Source organism: Polaribacter marinaquae, assembly GCF_038019025.1.
Classification (GTDB): Bacteria; Bacteroidota; Bacteroidia; order Flavobacteriales; family Flavobacteriaceae; genus Polaribacter; species Polaribacter marinaquae.
The window spans coordinates 169998-188573 of the sequence record NZ_CP150496.1 but is presented as its reverse complement, the minus strand read 5'-3'; the positions used below and the strand labels follow the sequence as shown (position 1 = coordinate 188573).

19 protein-coding genes are annotated in these 18576 nt (G+C 28.6%); 8 read left to right on the top strand and 11 right to left on the bottom strand.

Annotated elements, in window-relative coordinates; translation table 11 throughout:
- Positions 1-7 precede the first annotated feature (7 nt).
- From WG950_RS00845 to WG950_RS00835, 3 genes are read right to left on the bottom strand one after another with little or no spacing between them, the layout of a single operon-like run.
- The gene (locus WG950_RS00845; protein WP_340933476.1) at positions 8-637 is read right to left on the bottom strand and encodes a trimeric intracellular cation channel family protein; all 630 of its coding nucleotides are present in this window, start codon (positions 635-637) and stop codon (positions 8-10) included.
- Position 638: 1 nt separating this feature from the next.
- Positions 639-1760 carry a DEAD/DEAH box helicase gene (locus WG950_RS00840; protein WP_340933474.1) on the bottom strand — a complete coding sequence of 374 codons (1122 nt, stop codon included), beginning with the start codon at positions 1758-1760 and terminating at the stop codon, positions 639-641.
- Between the two features lie 30 nt (positions 1761-1790).
- Positions 1791-2186 (bottom strand): thioesterase family protein, encoded by a 396-nt coding sequence (locus WG950_RS00835; protein ID WP_340933473.1) that lies wholly within the window; start codon positions 2184-2186, stop codon positions 1791-1793.
- Positions 2187-2281: 95 nt separating this feature from the next.
- Between WG950_RS00835 and WG950_RS00830 the strand changes: the two genes are divergently transcribed.
- A complete protein-coding gene (locus WG950_RS00830) occupies positions 2282-3619 on the top strand; it encodes an MATE family efflux transporter (RefSeq protein WP_340933472.1) in 1338 nt (445 codons plus the stop codon).
- Here the strand turns inward: WG950_RS00830 and WG950_RS00825 are convergent.
- The gene (locus WG950_RS00825) at positions 3611-4285 is read right to left on the bottom strand and encodes a DUF2461 domain-containing protein (RefSeq protein ID WP_340933470.1); all 675 of its coding nucleotides are present in this window, start codon (positions 4283-4285) and stop codon (positions 3611-3613) included. The two genes, WG950_RS00830 and WG950_RS00825, sit on opposite strands and share 9 nt — an antisense overlap.
- A gap of 57 nt (positions 4286-4342) precedes the next feature.
- On the opposite strand from WG950_RS00825, the gene WG950_RS00820 reads away from it, so the two are divergent.
- Positions 4343-5158 carry a DUF1853 family protein gene (locus WG950_RS00820; protein WP_340933468.1) on the top strand — a complete coding sequence of 272 codons (816 nt, stop codon included), beginning with the start codon at positions 4343-4345 and terminating at the stop codon, positions 5156-5158.
- Positions 5159-5202: 44 nt separating this feature from the next.
- Here WG950_RS00820 and WG950_RS00815 read toward each other — a convergent pair whose 3' ends face one another.
- The 4 genes from WG950_RS00815 to WG950_RS00800 form a co-directional block, all read right to left on the bottom strand.
- A complete protein-coding gene (locus WG950_RS00815) occupies positions 5203-5649 on the bottom strand; it encodes a sterol desaturase family protein (protein WP_079736803.1) in 447 nt (148 codons plus the stop codon).
- Positions 5649-6491: a phytoene/squalene synthase family protein gene (locus WG950_RS00810; RefSeq protein ID WP_340933466.1), complete on the bottom strand. Its 843-nt coding sequence runs from the start codon at positions 6489-6491 to the stop codon at positions 5649-5651. The genes WG950_RS00815 and WG950_RS00810 overlap by 1 nt, the downstream gene beginning before the upstream one ends.
- Positions 6492-6495: 4 nt before the next feature.
- Positions 6496-7959 (bottom strand): phytoene desaturase family protein, encoded by a 1464-nt coding sequence (locus WG950_RS00805; protein ID WP_340933464.1) that lies wholly within the window; start codon positions 7957-7959, stop codon positions 6496-6498.
- Between the two features lie 61 nt (positions 7960-8020).
- Complete coding sequence (locus WG950_RS00800; protein ID WP_340933462.1) at positions 8021-8914, bottom strand: MerR family transcriptional regulator; 894 nt, start codon at positions 8912-8914, stop codon at positions 8021-8023.
- Positions 8915-9033: 119 nt separating this feature from the next.
- Here WG950_RS00800 and WG950_RS00795 point away from each other — a divergent pair, with 119 nt between their 5' ends.
- Genes WG950_RS00795 through WG950_RS00785 form a run of 3 tightly spaced genes read left to right on the top strand, consistent with a single transcriptional unit; the run spans position 9034 to position 10637 of the window.
- Positions 9034-9528 carry an RNA polymerase sigma factor gene (locus WG950_RS00795; protein WP_077809560.1) on the top strand — a complete coding sequence of 165 codons (495 nt, stop codon included), beginning with the start codon at positions 9034-9036 and terminating at the stop codon, positions 9526-9528.
- 3 nt (positions 9529-9531) lie between these two features.
- Positions 9532-10146: a hypothetical protein gene (locus WG950_RS00790; RefSeq protein WP_079736807.1), complete on the top strand. Its 615-nt coding sequence runs from the start codon at positions 9532-9534 to the stop codon at positions 10144-10146.
- Between the two features lie 11 nt (positions 10147-10157).
- Complete coding sequence (locus WG950_RS00785; protein WP_154066912.1) at positions 10158-10637, top strand: hypothetical protein; 480 nt, start codon at positions 10158-10160, stop codon at positions 10635-10637.
- On the opposite strand, the gene WG950_RS00780 is transcribed toward WG950_RS00785, so the two are convergent.
- Positions 10634-11653 (bottom strand): GntG family PLP-dependent aldolase, encoded by a 1020-nt coding sequence (locus WG950_RS00780; RefSeq protein WP_340933458.1) that lies wholly within the window; start codon positions 11651-11653, stop codon positions 10634-10636. The genes WG950_RS00785 and WG950_RS00780 overlap by 4 nt on opposite strands.
- 20 nt (positions 11654-11673) lie before the next feature.
- The gene (locus tag WG950_RS00775; protein ID WP_340933456.1) at positions 11674-14088 is read right to left on the bottom strand and encodes a zinc-dependent metalloprotease; all 2415 of its coding nucleotides are present in this window, start codon (positions 14086-14088) and stop codon (positions 11674-11676) included.
- Between the two features lie 87 nt (positions 14089-14175).
- Here WG950_RS00775 and prfB point away from each other — a divergent pair, with 87 nt between their 5' ends.
- The 3 genes from prfB (at position 14176) to WG950_RS00760 (ending at position 18191) form a co-directional block, all read left to right on the top strand.
- Positions 14176-15273, top strand: a complete 1098-nt coding sequence (gene prfB / locus WG950_RS00770; RefSeq protein ID WP_340933455.1) for a peptide chain release factor 2 — start codon at positions 14176-14178, stop codon at positions 15271-15273.
- A gap of 14 nt (positions 15274-15287) precedes the next feature.
- Positions 15288-15629: an arsenate reductase (glutaredoxin) gene (gene arsC, locus WG950_RS00765; RefSeq protein ID WP_340933453.1), complete on the top strand. Its 342-nt coding sequence runs from the start codon at positions 15288-15290 to the stop codon at positions 15627-15629.
- Positions 15630-15725: 96 nt separating this feature from the next.
- On the top strand, positions 15726-18191 hold the full coding sequence (locus tag WG950_RS00760) for a TonB-dependent receptor domain-containing protein (RefSeq protein ID WP_340933451.1): 2466 nt from the start codon (positions 15726-15728) through the stop codon (positions 18189-18191).
- Positions 18192-18333: 142 nt separating this feature from the next.
- Here WG950_RS00760 and WG950_RS00755 read toward each other — a convergent pair whose 3' ends face one another.
- Positions 18334-18507, bottom strand: a complete 174-nt coding sequence (locus WG950_RS00755) for a hypothetical protein (protein WP_172830837.1) — start codon at positions 18505-18507, stop codon at positions 18334-18336.
- Positions 18508-18576: the final 69 nt, after the last annotated feature.

Sequence of the window (18576 nt, the reverse complement as noted above, 5' to 3'; positions counted from 1 at the left end):
GCATTTTTTATTTAAGTTTACCAAAAAGATCGTCTTTAATTCTAGGTAATTTTAAATGATATTTTACAGAAATTGCCCGTATAGTTATAACCACCAAAGCCGCAATTATAAAAATAAATTTCTCTGGTAAAATTGAGAATTTAAAAAGTAATAAATAAATTATTCCTCCAGCTAAACAAGCAGAAGCGTAAATTTCTTTTTCAAAAATTAAAGGTACTTTATTTGTTAAAACATCTCTTAAAACACCTCCAAACACAGCAGATATCATTCCCATAATTAAAGCAATTATTGGGTGTAAATTAAATGAAAGTCCTTTTTGTAAACCTAACAAAGTAAAAACACTAATACCAATAGTATCAAATAAAAACATGGTTCTACTTAAAAATGCTATTTTACTTTTAAACAAAAATGTAAATACAACAGCAGTAAAAATTACATACAAATAATTTAGATCTGCAATCCAATTTATAGGATGTGCATTTATTAAAACATCTCTTAACATTCCGCCACCTACCGCGGTTACAAAAGCAATTATAATTACACCAAATAAATCGAACTTTTTATCAGAAGCTACTAAGGCACCACTTACCGCAAAAGCAAAAGTTCCTAAAATATCTAGTACATAAACAACATCCATTTTAAACGCTAACTTCTGTAAATTTGATGTTTAATTCTTTTTGAATTTGATGTACTTTATCTAATTCATTAGAAAGAATAAAAGCCAAAGAAGTACCGGTATTTCCTGCTCTTGCGGTTCTACCACTTCTGTGTGTATAATATTCTAACTGTTCTGGTAATTGATGATGAATTACAAATTCTAAACCACTAACATCGATACCACGAGCAGAAACATCTGTAGAAACTAAATATTGTAAATTTTCTTTTTTGAAAGCACGCATAACTTTATCACGCTCTTTTTGTTGCATATCACCTTCTAAAGCGCCTGCAGAAAAACCTTCTTCTATTAAAAAATTTGCAAGATTTTGCGCACCTGCTTTAGTTCTACAAAATATAATACCTCTTTGCGTACCTCTTTTTTCTAAAAACGTAACAATATCATCTGCTTTCGTTTTTAAAGTAGTTTTTACAAATTGATGTCTAATATTTGCATTTACCAAAGCATTTTTATTGACTTCGATTCTTGGCGCATTAGCATCCATGTAAGTTTTAATAATACGCTTAATTTCTTCTGGCATTGTTGCAGAAAACAACCAAGTATTACGATTACTTTGAGAAGAGAATTTTAAAATTCTATTTAAATCTTGTTTAAAACCCATACTCAACATTTCATCAGCCTCATCTAAAACAACTGTTTTTACATGTCTAATATCAATATCTCCTCTTTCTATTAAATCGATTAATCTACCAGGTGTAGCAACTACAATATGAGTAGTTCTTTTTAGATTATTGATTTGTCTGTCAATTTTTTCTCCACCAAAAACAGCTTCAACAAAAATTTTATCTTCATTAAATTTCGTAAACTTAAAAAGTTGCTTTTTAATTTGCTGAACCAATTCTCTAGTTGGTGACAAAATTAACGTTTGAATATAATCAGATTTAGCATCAATATGGTGTAAAATAGGCAATCCAAAAGCTGCAGTTTTACCCGTACCTGTTTGCGCTAAACCAATAAAATCTGTTTTCGATTTTATTAATACAGGAATTGCTTTTTCTTGAATTTCTGTTGGTTTAGAAATACCTAATTCTTTAATCGATTTTATATATGAAGGTTTGATACCTAATTCTGAAAATGATGCCATTTTGTCTCTAAATTTTGTGCAAAGATACTTTTATTTAACAGGTTGTAATACTTTTAGAACATTTTCTCTAATTCTAGAAGGTTTATAGCTTTTAGCATCTAACATTCCCCAAACAGTTTTAGCTTTTACAAGTAAAATTTTATTTTTATAAAACTCCATTAAACGTTCAGATTTAAAACCTTTTGTTTCACCAACCCAAGTTTTTACAGTAATTACATCGCCAATTACAGCTTGTTTTAAATATTCAATTTCGTGCTTAATTACAACCCAAACATATTCTGGTAAAGGATTGTTTCTAGTTAAATATGCCCAATGTTCAAAAGCAACTTTATCCATCCATTTTACATAAACCACATTATTTACATGGTTTAAATCATCAATATCATTAGAAGTTACTGTAATATTTAATTCAAAAATATCTTTCATTTATTAATTTTCTACAAAACTAAAACATTAATAATTCTATAACAATAAAAGTGGTTTCATTTTCTATTTAAATACCGTAATTTGCAACTTCTTCTATGAATAAACTTGCAAACGAATTAGGTACAGAAAAAATTAGCAAATTGCTTTTAAAACAAGCAGTTCCTGCAACTATTGGTATTTTAGTAATGTCTTTAAACATGATTGTTGATACTATTTTTGTAGGACAATGGATTGGTGTTTTAGCTATTGCAGCAATAACTGTAGTTTTACCAATTGCTTTTTTAATTTCTTCTATCGGAATGGGAATCGGTATTGGAGGAAGTTCAATCATTTCGAGAGCTTTAGGCGCTAATAATACCGAAAAGGCTTTTTTAACCTTCGGAAATCAAATTTGTTTAACAGTAATTTTAGCGATACTATTTGTAGTTTTAGGAAATGTTTTTAGCATTCCTATTTTGGATTTATTCGGTGCTAAAGGTGAAATTTTACCAATTGCATCAGAATATTTTAGTGTTATTATTTACGGTGTTCCTTTTCTAGCATTTGCAATGATGGGAAATCCAACCATTCGTGCTGAAGGAAAACCAAAATTTGCAATGTATGCAATGATGGTGCCTGCAGTTTTAAATGTTGTTTTAGATATTTTATTTATAAAATATTTTAATTGGGGAATGTGGGGTGCTGGTTTAGCAACATCGCTTTCTTATGCTAGTTGTGGTTTGTATATTTTGTATTTCTTTTTATCATCTAAAAGTGAATTAAAAATTATACCAAAAAACTTTAAACTTAATTTCGATATTGTAAAAGAAATTGCTCAATTAGGTAGTATTTCTATTGTAAGACAAGGTGCAGTAAGTATTTTAATGATTGTTTTAAACTACTCTCTTTTTACCTATGGTGATGAAATTTCGATTGCTGTTTTTGGGATTATTAATAGGGTGATGATGTTTGCCTTCTCTCCTATTTTAGGCGTTTCACAAGGTTTTTTACCTGTAGCTGGATTTAATATTGGAGCAGAAAAAAACGAAAGAGTTAAAGAAACTATTAAAAAATCTATTTATTTTGGATCTATTATTGGAACCATCATATTTATAGCAGTTGCAACTTTTAAAGAGCAAATAATTTGGATATTTACTAATGATGCTACACTTTTAAACAAAACACCTAATGCAATGCTAATTGTATTTTTAGTAACACCAGTTGTGGCAATGCAATTGATAGGTTCTGCCTACTTTCAGGCAGCTGGTAAAGCAATGCCAGCATTATTTCTTACGCTATTAAAACAAGGAATTTTCTTAATTCCGTTAGCGTATATCTTACCAAAATATTATGGTGTTCTTGGGGTTTGGTGGTCTTTTCCGATTGCCGATTTATTATCAACGATAATAACTGTTATAGTTTTAAAAAGAGAAATAGATAAAAATCTACAATAACGATTCTCCGTTTAAATTAGTAGTTAAAATATCGCTAAACAAGTTGAAAAACGGTCGTAAAGCTTTAAAACTTTTATCTACTTCTTCTATAAAATTTGGCGCTAATACTTCTGTATCTGTAAAATTTCTTGTGGCAATAAAACCTTTCTTCCTTAAAAGATTTACATCTGGATGCTCTTTATCAAAACCTCTTGGAGCCGTTTTTAATTCAGAAAAACTACCAAATTCTTTTCCAAAATATTTTTGATAATTTTTATCCTTTAAAATATCTTTTATTTCTGATGCATCTAACTCTATTTCTTTACGAATTCTAAATAAATCTTCTTTATTTGGCTCCCAAAACCCGCCAGCTAAAAAAGATTCTCCTGGTCTTATTCTCAAAAAATAACCACCTCTTAATTCTTTACCTAATCTAGAAAAAGAATTTGCAAAATGGGCTTTATACGGTGTTTTATCTTTAGAAAAACGAACATCTCTATAAATACGCATCATTTTTGATTTCTCAATATCATCATGCTTTTGTAGGTTTAAATGTACTTCTTCAAAAAAAGCTTTTGCCTTTTTTTGCTCTAAAACATAAGTTTCTTTATGTTCTGCAAACCAATCTCTATTATTGTTTTTTTGTAAGTCTTTTAAAAATTTTAAAGTAGATTTTTCGATTTGCATTTTATAGATCTTTTAAAGTATAAATTTACAAAATAGATTTGTAACTTCGAATTTGATATGCATCAAAAAACAAAAGATATTCAGAAAAGATTCGACGGATTTTTACAGACTCATAATCTGTGGAAAAATAACGCTGTTTTTAATTTAAATCAGTTTGAAACACCTTATAAATCATCAAAAATTGATATTGAAATTGATGAAAAATTAAGATTAGGGAAATACATAGAGCGTTTTGTTTCTTTTGAATTATCTCAAAACAAATCCATAGAAATTTTAGCAGAAAACATACAAATTCAAAGAAATAAAATTACACTTGGCGAGTTAGATTGTCTGTTATTAAAGAACAACTCTCCTATACATTTAGAAATTATTTATAAATTTTATCTTTTTGATGATAAAATTGGTAATACTGAAATTGAGCATTTTATTGGGCCAAACAGAAAAGATGCTCTAATAGAAAAACTAACAAAACTTAAAGGTAAACAACTGCCAATTTTGTTCGCAAAAGAATGTGAAAATCTACTTGATAACTTAGGAATTTCTTTAAAAGATATCTCGCAACAAATTTATTTTAAAGCACAATTATTTGTGCCGATAAATAAAAAGAACATTAATTTAAGTGTATTAAATAACAATTGTATAGTTGGTTTTTATTGTAATTTAAAAGATTTAAGTCAGTTTCTTACCTGTAAATTTTATATACCAATAAAAAAAGATTGGTTAATTATTCCGCATAAAAATGTGAATTGGTTACAATTCTCAGACTTTCAAAATGAAGTTACATCTATTTTAAAAAGACAATTTTCTCCTTTATGTTGGTTGAAAAAAGAAAACGGAGAAATTGAGAAATTTTTTCTTGTTTGGTGGACATAAAAAAACTGAATAAAATTAATTATTCAGTTTTAATTTATAAATAATTAAACTTTCGGCTTTTTAAAATATTTTAAAGGTACAAAGAGCATCCCAAAACATTGGCTATCTTCTTTCCCCATGTTTTTATGATGTATTTTATGAGCTTTTCTTAATCCTCTTAAATAGTTGTTATTGGTATTTTTAAACCATTTAAATCTTTGATGAATTAAAACATCGTGCACTAAAAAATACGCTAAACCATAAAATAAAATACCTAAACCAATAAAAAACAAATAAGTATGTTCTGTATAAGTTCCAAAATAAAATAACGCAATACTAGGTATAGCAAATACTACAAAAAAAGCGTCATTTTTCTCGAATCCGCTATATTTTGGTTGATGATGATCTTCATGTAAAAACCAACCAAAACCATGCATTACATATTTGTGTGTACACCAAGTTACACATTCCATTATTAAAAAAACCGCTAATGTTATAAGGGCATAAATCATTAAATAATATTTAATTTATATTTTACGTAACTTCTTGCTAACAAATTAATTTTCATAGGATTAGAAATTCTAATTCTAGAATCCATAATCTGTTCTGATGGCACCATTTTTAACTTTTTTAGTAACCTTCTGTAATATCTGTAAGCTGTATAAACTCCGAATTTTGCTTCAACCGGTAATTTTAAAATTCCGTTGCTATATGCATATTCAAAATCAGCTTCAATTTCATCAATAATTATTTGTTTAGAAGATGCATCTAATTTTCCTAAGTCAATATTTGGAAAATAAGAACGGTTTAAAGTCTCAAAATCATCTTTCAAATCTCGTAAAAAATTCACTTTTTGAAACGCAGAACCCAAACGCATTGCAGCATCTTTTAATTCTTCGTATTTTTTGTCATCTCCATCAACAAAAACTTTTAAACACATTAAACCAACTACATCTGCAGAACCATAAATATATTCATCATATTCTTGCTTTGTATTGTAAGTAGTTTTGTGTAAATCTGCTTTCATGCTCTTTAGAAAGGCTTGCACCATTTCATCTGGAATTTTATATTTCTTTATGGTACGCTGAAAAGAATTTAAAATAGGATTTAAACTAATACCATGCTCTTTAGAAAGATAATAATCTCTTTCAAAATGTTCCATTAAATGTTCTTTATCATAATCATGAAAAGAATCTACAATTTCATCTGCAAAACGCACAAAGCCGTAAATATTATAAATATCTTCTCTAATTTTTGGCGATAACATATTAACCGCAAGAGAAAATGATGTACTATATTTTTTAGTAACTAATTTGCTACAATCATTAGAAACACTATCAAATAATTCTTTCATTTTATTATTGGTTTTTAATTATTAGTTCTGTTGCAATCTTTCCAGAAATTAAAGCTGGTGGCACACCTGGTCCCGGAACTGTTAATTGTCCAGTAAAATACAAATTTTTAACTTTACTACTCTTAATTTTTGGTCTTAAAAATGCAGTTTGCAATAACGTATTCGCCATTCCGTATGCATTACCTTTATAAGAGTTGTATTCTTGCTTAAAATCTTTAACACAAAAAGACCTTTTAAACAATACGTGTTTTTTAACTTCTTGGTTTGTTAAAATCTCAAATCTATCTAAAATTTTATGAAAATATTCTTCTCTTAAAGCTTCAGTATCTTCTATTCCGGGTGCTAAAGGAATTAGAAAAAAACCTGCTTCTTTACCTTCTGGTGCAGAAGTTTTATCTGTTATAGATGTGAAATTTGCATAAAACAATGGATCTGAAGGCCATTTAGGATTATCATAAATTTCTTTTGCATGTAATTCAAAATCAGTATCAAAAAATAATGTATGATGACTTACATTTTCTACTTTCTTATCGAAACCTACATAAAAAAGCAAAGATGAAGGCGCAAAAGTTTTCTTACTCCAGTATTTTTCTGAATACTGCTTTTCGTCTTCATTTAATAAAGTTTCTGTATGATGATAATCTGCACCACTCAATACTAAATCTGTATCAATTTTTTCGCCATTTACAACTAAACCAGCAACTTCATTATTACTATTTGTAACAATTTTATCTACATTAGCATTTACTTTAAACTCTACGCCTAAACTAGTTGCTAAAGCGACCATTCCTTCTACTACTTTATACATTCCTCCTCTTGGATGCCAAGTACCTAATCCAAAATCTGCATAATTCATAAAATTATAAAAAGCAGGCGTATCACTTGGTTTTGCACCTAAAAACAACACAGGAAATTCTAATATTTTTATGAGTTTTTTACTTTTTATATTTTTTCTGACTTGTTTAGATATAGTAGAAAAAAATTGAGAAACTCTTGTAACAGTTTTTGTTGTAACCAATTCTAAAGGAGAAACACCAGGTTTATAAACTAAATCTTTTATTGCTGTATCATAATTTGATTTTGCAGAACTTATAAAGCTTTTTAAATGCTTTGCACTACCAGCCTCTTCGTTCTCAAACATTTGATAAATCTCTTCTAAATTTTCAGAAATTTTTAACGATGAGTTTTCTCCGAAATATACTTCATAGCCAGGATTTAATTTATCCAAAACATAATAGTCTGATGCTTTTTTACCAAAATCTGCAAAAAACCTTTCAAAAACATCTGGCATCCAGTACCAAGACGGACCTAAATCAAAAGTAAAACCGTCTTTTTTAAATTGTCTTGCTCTACCACCTAAAGTATCATTTTTTTCTAATACTGTAACCTTATATCCTTCTTTAGCTAAATAACAAGAAGCTGATAAAGCAGAAAAACCAGAACCAATAATATATATATTTTTGCTCATATTTAATTTTGTTTAACAAATATATATAATTATTAAACATTTTATTTATTTAATGTAAATTTTATATTTGTTTTAACACATCTGTAACAGTATCAAAAAATGATACATTAAAGTTATAGGTATTATGTTTTATTAAATTTGTTTTTCTTCCTATTGCAATAAAATCGTGATGTGTGTTCTGTAAAATTTCTTCAATTTCATTAAAATAGTCTTCCACTTTATCTTCATAAGGCTGCACTGTTAATGAAGTTACAAAACAAAGTTTAGTATTGTGTTTAAAGAAATAATTAAGATTGTTTAGAGGTAAATTTTGCCCCAAATAAATAGTATTATATCCCTTAAGAACTAATTCATAATTTAAATATAATAAACCTAATTCATGAATTTCGTTTTCTGGAAGAAATAATACAAAAACTTTATCTGAAGCTGTATTTTGCTGTTCTAAATTTTCTGTTTTTATGTGAATTTTTTGAGAAATTAAATTCGATATAAAATGTTCATGCGCTGGCAACACAGTATCTGTTTGCCATAATAAACCTATATAATTTAAAAACGGAATAAAAACATCTTTAAAAATGTCTTTAAAAGATTTAACCTCTAATAATCTATTGTAAGTTTCATTAAATAAAACTTTATCAAATTGAAGCATGGATAACTTAAATGCATTAATTGCTTCGTCGTTTAAACCTTCTTTAAAAGCTACTTCTCTAGAATTTTCAAAAATTTCTTCATCAGTCATTTTTGCTATTTTAGATATTTTAAAGTTGTTTTTAGATAGTAAAACAACATTTAATAGCTTTTGTAAATTCTTGTGAGAATAATATCTTATATTGGTGTTTGTTCTTTGTGGTTCTAGCAAATTATACCTTTTTTCCCAAATACGTATAGTATGTGCTTTTATACCAGATATATTTTCTAGGTCCTTAATCGTAAAATCTTGCTTAATATTGTTCAATGTTTCTCGTTTATTATTCAACAAATGTAAAGAAATTTAATTCAAAAAAATATTTTTTATAATAATTGTAACATTTTCTACATTTACGCTACTTATAAATAACTAACCTAATTACAAAAGTGCAAAAAGATTTAGAAGCTAAATTTTTAGTAGACTTTGAAACAAATCAAAATATTGCGCATAAAATTTGTAGAATTTATACTACAAATAAAGATGCTCATAACGATTTGTTTCAAGAAATAACCATACAAGTTTGGAAAAACTACCCAAAATTTAGGGGAGATTCTAAATTTAGTACTTGGATGTATAGAGTAGCTTTAAATACAGCAATTTCATTATATAGAAAATCTACACGAAGAGTAAAAACTCAAGATTTTAGTGATGTTGCCTTTAAAATTAAAGCTACAGATTATGATGATACCGAAGAAGTGCAATTAAAAGCACTTTATAAAGCGATTCATAGGTTAAATGATATTGATAAAGCGCTCATTTTTTTATACTTAGAAGATAAACCGTATAAAGAAATTTCGGAAACACTGGGAATATCTAGTGTAAATGCAAGAGTTAAAATGAATAGAGCAAAAGAAAAATTAAAAAACATTCTAAACCCATAAACTATGGATTTATTAGATAATTATAAAAAAGCCTGGAAAAATCAACCAGAAGAAGAAAGTAAATTTTCTACTGTAGAAATTTACAAACTTGCACAATCTAGATCATCATCTATTGTAAAATGGATATTTATTATTGGTATTTTAGAATTTGTAATTTTAAATTCTATGTACTTTTTTGTTGATATGGATGAAGCGTATGACGAATACAAAAAGTTAGGTTTAGAGAACTTTGTATATTATTCACAAATACTTGCCTATTTAATAATTTTCTATTTTTTGATAATGTTTTATAAGAACTACCAAAAAATTTCAACATCTGATTCTACAAAATTGTTGATGAAGAAAATTCTTAAAACTAGAAAAACTGTTAGAAACTACATGCTATTTAATTTAGGTTACATGGCTTTATTGCTAATAATTGTTTCTGTAGCTAATATCAATTTAAATATTGATGATTTATCAAGAAAGCAAATACTACTTATTGTATTACTAACATTGGTAGTTACAATAGTAGCTTTGGCTATATTGTGGTTATTTTATCAATTACTTTATGGATTTTTATTAAGAAAACTAAATAGAAACTATAAAGAATTAGCTAAATTAGACGGCAACTTATAAAATTAAATGCTATGAAAAAGATTTTTTTACTTGTATGCCTATGTTTATCGATGTCTTTATTTTCTCAAAAGTCAGATTTTTGGGAAAACGTACAATTTGGTGGTGGTGTTAGTTTAGGTTTCGGAAGTCAAACTACTATTGGTATTTCACCGAGTGCTATTTATAATTTTGATAACGGTTTTGCTTTAGGTGCAGGTTTAAATTATTTGTATTCAGAAATTAACGATTTTTCTACAAGTGTTTATGGCGCAAGTATTATCTCTTTATATCAAACAAAATTTGGTGTACAATTATCTGGCGAATTTGATTACAACTTTGCGAATCAAAAAGATCAATTTGCATCAGTAAATACAAATTTCCCAGCACTACACTTGGGTGTGGCTTACAACCAAGGTAGATTTGCTGTCGGAATTAGATATGATGTTTTATATGATGAAAATAAAAGTGTTTTTGCTTCACCTATTTCTCCTATAGTTCGCTTTTACTTCTAAAAATTTTTTAATTCTCTTAATAAGATTTCATGCATCTCATTGGTATAATCTAAATGCGTTACAATTCTTATTTTACCTTCTCCCATAGGAGTTAATAAAATATTTTTGTCTTTCATTTTAGCTATAAAATTGTCTGCTCCTATTTCTTTATCAACATAAAAAATAACAATATTTGTTTCTATACTTTCTACTTTAGTAATGTAAGAGCAAGATTTTAAAACAATTCCTATTTCTTTTGCTTTTTGATGGTCTTCTGCTAATCTATTTACATGATTGTCTAATGCATAAATTCCCGCAGCTGCTAAAAAACCAACTTGTCTCATACCACCTCCCAATAATTTTCTTAACCTTAAGGCTTTTTCTATATCTTTTTTAGAACCTAATAAGATTGATCCAATTGGGGCACCTAAACCTTTTGACAAACAGATAGAAATAGTATCAAACAATTGCCCGTATTGTTTTGGAGTTTCATTTTTAGCGACTAAAGCACTAAATAAACGTGCTCCGTCTAAATGAAATTTTAAATTATTATCTTTAGTTACTTTTTTTATTTTTTCTAATTCAGAAAAATCCCAACATGCTCCACCACCTTTGTTTGTTGTATTTTCTATACAAACTAATTTATTAAAAGGTAAATATATTTGAGGTGTTGTACTAGCAACTTCTTCTAACTGTTCCGCAGTAAACATACCTCTGTTACCATCAATCAATTTACAAGTTACACCAGAATTAAAAGCAACACCACCACCTTCGTAATTATAAACATGTGCATATTTATCGCAGATTAATTGATCACCTGGTTGTGTATGTAATTTTATAGCTGTTTGATTTGCCATAGTACCAGAAGGAAAAAATAAAGCAGCTTCCATACCAAACATTTTAGCAGCTTTTTCTTGCAATTCATTTACCGTAGGATCCATGTTAAAAACATCATCACCAACTTTAGCACTCATCATCGAAGCCAACATTTCTTTTGTTGGTCTTGTAACTGTATCCGAAATTAAATCTATAATCATGTATTAATCTTTCTAAACTTTTAATTAAAACTTCCTATTGGCGAACCATCTGGAATTTTTGGTGCTCTTGTTTTTTTAAATGACGCTGGATTTTTCATAAAATTATCTATCATTTTAATCAACGATAAATTATACATTTTCTGAACTCCTGTTTTATTCGTGTTTTTTAAATAATCTTTAATCTCATTTAAATTATAATCTACAATTGCATTTACTTGTTTGTACTGATTTTTATTAGCTGCTAAATAAAATAATTGTTCTAAAACCTTAACATTTATAACATTTTGTAGTTCTTGGTAATAAGAATCGTTGTAATTCTTTTTTATTGATTTTGTAATCAATTCTTGCAATAACTCATTAAAGCCTAAATTATTTTTGTTTAAGCTTTTATGAGCTACTAATCTAGAGACTCTTTGCGGATTCAATAATAAATTCAACGTCATTTCACTTGCTGTTTCTACTGCACTAAAAGCATCAAACTCTACACCTAATTTACTTTTAAAAGATTCTCTAGATCTGCTAAACCCCATTGCTCTTGGCGGAAATAAAGACAACTTATCTTTCGGAATTGCGATTTCATTTACATCAATAGTTTTTAAAACAGCTTGCAATGCTATTCTTTCTGATGTACCAGAAGCGTTTTTTACAACTGTTTCTTTACCATCTTTTACTGCATAAGAATACTCTAAACCACCAATAATTTTCACAGTAGCTTCTGTTTGAAATCTATGAAAAAAATACAACGGAACAAATACATCTTCTAAAACAGAATATGGTTGATTAGATTTTATATTATCCGTAGAAAAATCTTGAATTGCATTTTTTCTAATTTCTAAAATATTATATAATTCATCGTGAACATTACCACCATTATCCCACAAATGCGCAGAAATACTTGCACTTCCTTGTGATCTAGCATCAGAATCTGATAAGTATTTTAAACCTTTTGCAGTTGCATTGTCTAAAATTTTATTCAGTTCGTTTTCTTCATCTTTTTCAAAATCTTGATAAAAATAAGCAACAGTAACCTTATCCCAATCACCTATTTTATCATCATAAGCCTTAGAAAAATCAATTTTACCATTTTTTAATGAAAACTGCGGATGCGGATAATCCATAACAGAAGCTCTACCATTTGTACTTGCGGCAAAATTGTGTGCAAAGCCTAATGTATGCCCTATTTCGTGTGCAGATAACTGTCTAATTCTTGCAATTGCCATTTGCAAAGCAAAATCATCTTCTGCTTTTTTATTCTTATAAGGAGCTTGTAAAGCTTGTGCTATTAAAAAATCTTGACGAATTCTTAAACTCCCCAAACTAACATGTCCTTTTAAAATTTCACCTGTTCTTGGGTCAGAAATACTTCCACCGTAACTCCAACCTCTTGTAGATCTATGAACCCATTGTACCATGTTGTAACGAATATCTAAAGGATCTGCACCTTCTGGCAACATTTTCATTTGAAAAGCATCTTTGTAACCAATTGCCTCGAAAGCTTGATTCCACCATCTACCACCTTCTAATAAAGCCGAACGTACAGGTTCTGGTGTACCTCTATCTAAATAATAAATTATAGGTTCTACAGCTTCAGAAACTGCGGCTTTCGGATTTTTCTTTTCTAATCGATGTCTATAAATAAATCGTTTTGTAATCGATTCGTTTACAGGAGTCGCATAATCTAAATAAGACATTGGATAACCACCAGATCTTGGATCAAATTTTCTTGGTTTGTAATTATCATCTGGTAATTCTACAAAAGAATGGTGTTGATTTACAGTAACCAAACTTGCATCTGGCGTAACACTTCTAATATTATAACCTCTAGCACTTCCTTTAAAAGTTAATAAAACATCGAATTCTACATTTTTTGGAAACGCTTTGGTACGCTCTAAATTAAACGCAGACTTGCTTTTATCTAAACTATAATTGCCTTGATTATTTCTTGCCAAAGTTCTTGCAACACCATGCGCATCTCTCATAAAAAAAGAGGTTGCATCAACCAAAAACTTGCCATTTTTTTCTTCTTTAATTACAAAACCATGTAAAACAGATTTAGCAAAGGCTTCTTTAACAGATTGCTTTTCTTCTTTATTAGAAGTTATTGCTCTAAAATCTTGATTTGGCAGAACAAGTAATAATTTATTACCCGCTTTTTTAAAATGCACAACTACGCCGCTACCCAATTGCCCTCGATCTAACCCAATATCGTTAGAACCCACACCTTCCGAAAGAGAACGAACATATAAAAAATCTGAATCTATTTTTTCTACTTGAAGGTAAATTTTATCTGAATTTACATCATAATAATACGTAAAATAACCTTCGTATTTTGTAATTCCTTTTTGCATTTTGTCATTTTTTTTATCAGTAAAAAATTGCGAAAATCCATCAAAAGAAATTGTAATAAAAAAGAGAATAAGTAGTAGTTTTTTCATGTTTGGTATATTTTTTATAAATCTATAAAATAACTATCAACTTAAAAAACAAGAAATCTTAAAATTTCATTTATTTTTGCTTTATATATGGTTACACAAGAACAGTTAAAAGACATAGCTACAAGAATAGATAAATTAAAATCTTATTTAGAAATTGATAAAAAACTCATTGAAATTGCCAATGAGGAAGAAAAAACTGCAAACCCAGATTTTTGGAACAACCCAAAAGAAGCAGAAGTATTAATGAAAGAATTAAGGTTCAAAAAAAAGTGGGTAGAAGACTACAATAAAACCATTTCTTTATATGAAGACACAAATGTGCTATATGAATTTTATAAAGAAGGCGAAGTAGATGAAAGTGAAGTAATTACCCAGTTTGAAAAAACAAGTACTTTTTTAGAAGATTTAGAATTTAAAAATATGCTTTCTGATGAAGGAGATTCTTTATCTGCAACGATACAAATTAATGCAGGTGCTGGCGGAACAGAAAGTTGCGATTGGGTAGATATGTTATCTAGAATGTACACAATGTGGGCAGAAAAACAAGGTTACAAACTTAAAACTTTAAATTATCAAGCTGGCGATGTTGTTGGTATTAAAACTATAACTATAGAAATTGAAGGCGATTATGCTTTTGGTTGGCTAAAAGGAGAAAATGGTGTGCATAGATTGGTTAGAATTTCTCCGTTTGACTCGAATGCAAAAAGACATACAACTTTTGGTTCTGTTTACGTTTTTCCGGTTGCTGATGATTCTATAGAAATTGAAATTAATCCTGCTGATATTGAAATTGTAACTGCTAGATCTAGTGGTGCCGGCGGACAAAATGTAAATAAAGTTGAAACAAAAGTACAACTAACGCATAAACCAACCGGAATTCAAATTTCTTGCTCTAACTCTAGATCTCAACACGATAATAGGGCTACAGCTTTAAAAATGTTAAAATCTCAACTGTATGAAATCGAATTGCAGAAACAACAAGCAACGCGAGACGAAATAGAATCTGGAAAATTAAAAAACGAATGGGGAAGTCAAATTAGAAACTATGTAATGCATCCTTATAAATTAGTAAAAGATGTTAGAACTGCCCATGAAACCGGTAATGTAGATAATGTAATGAATGGTGATATTAATCCGTTTTTAAAATCTTATTTAATGATGAACGGACAAAAAGAAACCTCTTAAAAATAATCCTAATTATGATAAAAATATACCACAATCCGCGTTGTTCTAAATCTAGACAAGGTTTAGCAATATTAGAAGAATCTAAAAAAGAGTTCGAAATAGTTAAATATTTAGAAGAAATTCCATCAGAAAAAGAATTAAAAGCTATTATTGAAAAACTAGGCATCTCTCCTATTCAATTAGTTAGAAAAACAGAAAAAATCTGGAAAGAAAATTTTAAAGGAAAAGAGCTTTCTGATGATGAAATAGTTAGTGCTATGATAGAAAACCCTAAATTAATAGAAAGACCAATCGTTATAAATAACAACAAAGCAGTAATTGGTAGACCGCCAGAAAATATTGCTACAATTTTATAGTTAAAAATGAATTAGCATTTCTTTAACTTTTCTTTAAATGAGTTGGATTAAACTATAAATGATTTTTGTAGTCTTAAAAGAAAACCCAACTCAGTTTTGATAAAAAAAATTACATTCTTTATTTGTTGTTTATTTACTATTTCAACAACATTCTCGCAAAGCAAAGACGCTGCAAACACAATTAAAATTTTTGGTAAAGTTATAGATGCTAAAACTAATCAACCTTTAGAATACGCTACTATAATTATAAAAAACACCAAAACAGAAAAAGTTTCTGGAGGAATTACAGATCTAGACGGAAACTTTTCGATTCAACTACCAAAGGCTAATTATCAAATTAGTGTAGAATTTATCTCTTTTAAATCGATAAATTTTCCTGCAGAAGAAATTACATCCAACAAAAATTTAGGTACAATTAAACTAGCAGAAGATACTAATAGTTTAAATGAAATTGTAATTGTAGCAGAAAAATCTACAGTAGATATTCGTTTAGATAAAAAGATTTACAATGTTGGTAAAGATATGACGGTAAAAGGTGGTACTGCTTCTGATGTTTTAGACAATGTACCTTCTGTTGATGTTGATCCGGAAGGAGCAGTAAGTTTAAGAGGAAGTGAAAACGTAAGAATTTTAATTGACGGAAAACCATCTGCTTTAGTTGGTTTAAATGGTGCAGATGCCTTAAGACAATTACCTTCTGATGCCATAGAACGTGTAGAAGTTATTACATCACCATCTGCAAGATATGATGCTGAAGGTACTGCAGGAATTTTAAATATTATTTTAAGAAAAGGAAAAGCTGTCGGTTTTAATGGTTCTGTAAATGTAACTGTAGGTGATCCGCAGAACTATCAAGGTGCCGTAAATTTAAATATGCGTACAGAAAAAGTTAATGTTTTTTCTAATTTTGGCTATAATGATAGAAAAGGACCTGGTAATTATTTGGCAGATATTACTTATTTATCTAACGGTGCAATCGATAGTTTAAGAACAGAAAAAAGAAACTTCGACAGAAATCGTGCTGGTTTTAATGGTAATGTAGGTTTAGAGTATTATTTAAATGATGATAGCTCTATTACAGGTACTGTTTTTGTAAGAAGTTCTAATAACAATTCTTATTCTACAAACAACATAAGTTCTTTTGATCCTTCTGGTAACAATTTATACAACTCAGTAAGAATTCAAGATGAAGACGAAAAAGACGAATCTTTACAATTCTCTTTAAATTATGCTAATAACTTTAATGACAAAGGTCATAAACTTACTGTTGATTATCAGTACAACGCTAGTAATGAATTTGAAAGTGCAGATATTTTTGACACAAATTTAGAGTTTAATTCAACAAAAGAGATTTCTATTGACAACCTATTTCAGGCAGATTATGTTTTACCAATCGGAGAAAGCGCGCAATTTGAAGCTGGTTATAGAGGTAATTTTCAAGATTTAACTTCTGATTATCTAGTTGTTGCTCCTAATTTAGATCCAAGATTTAATCCGTCTAATAACTTAGAATTTACTCAAAACGTAAATGCATTTTACACTCAATTCGGAAACAAGATAAATAAGTTCTCTTATTTATTAGGTTTAAGAGCAGAAATTACAGCAATAGATATAAATCTTTTAACAACTCAAGAAAATTATAAGAAAAGATTTACAGACTTTTTTCCTACGGTAAATTTAGGCTATGAAGTTAACGATGATCAAAGTTTTACTTTGGGTTATGGTAGAAGATTAAGAAGACCAAGATCTCGTTTTTTAAATCCGTTTGAAAACAGAGCCAGCGAAACTGTTATTTCTAAAGGTAATGTTAACTTAGACCCAACTTATACAAATTCTTTTGACTTAGGTTACTTAAACCGTTGGGGAAAATTAACATTAAACTCTTCTATCTATTATCAGCATTCTACAAATAACATTGTACGAGTAAACAGAGAAGAAGTGAGAATTATCAATAACAAAGAAACAAATGTATTAGTTAGAGAACCTATTAATTTGGCTTCGGAAGATAGAATGGGATTCGAGTTTAATGCCAACTACAATCCATCAAGAAAAATAAAGCTTTCTGGTAGTTTTAACTTTTTTCAGTTTGAAACAAACGGAGAATATACTTATGATATAACAAACCCAACAACGAATACAGTTACAAGTGTTACACAAGATTTTGATGCAAAAAATACATCTTGGTTTACAAGGTTTGATGCAAGAGTTAGCTTGCCTTTAGATATCGAATGGCAAACAAGATTGTTTTACAGAGGACCAAGAAGTGATGCTCAGAGTGACACAGACGGAGTTTTCTCTGCAAACTTAGCTTTTAGTAAAGATATTTTAAAAGACAAAGGTACATTGGTCTTAAATGTTAGTGATGTTTTTAACTCTAGAAAATATGTAACAAACGCTTTTGCACCAAGTAGAGAAAACCCTACAAATATTTCGAACCAAACCTTTCAATGGCGTGTTCGTCAAGTTTCTTTAAACTTTACATATAGATTTAATCAGAATAAAAGTCAGAAAGAAAGAAACCAACAACAAAGAGATGATGACGGTGGCGGAGACGAGTTTTAATATTAAACGCTCAGAGTTTTATAAAACTCTGAGCGTTTATATTTAGATAGAAAATTAATTATGTAAAATCCCTCAGAATTAAAAACAAAAAAACTCGTTCAAATAAATTGAACGAGTTTTTTTAATATTTTAAGAAAAAAGACTATTTACCTTCTGCTGCCTTTTTTGCATCACTTTTAAGTTTTAAATTTTCCCAAATAGTTCCACCAATCCAATAAGGTACTACAAATGTTAACAAGAAAATTAACAACCAAAAACCAGCTGTAAAAATAAACATAAATAAAACTAAACCTGAAAATTGTGAAAAATCTAACATTTATATATTTTGAAAAATTATTACAGCAAAAATAATACTAATTTTTAAAAATTACTATCAAAAATTATT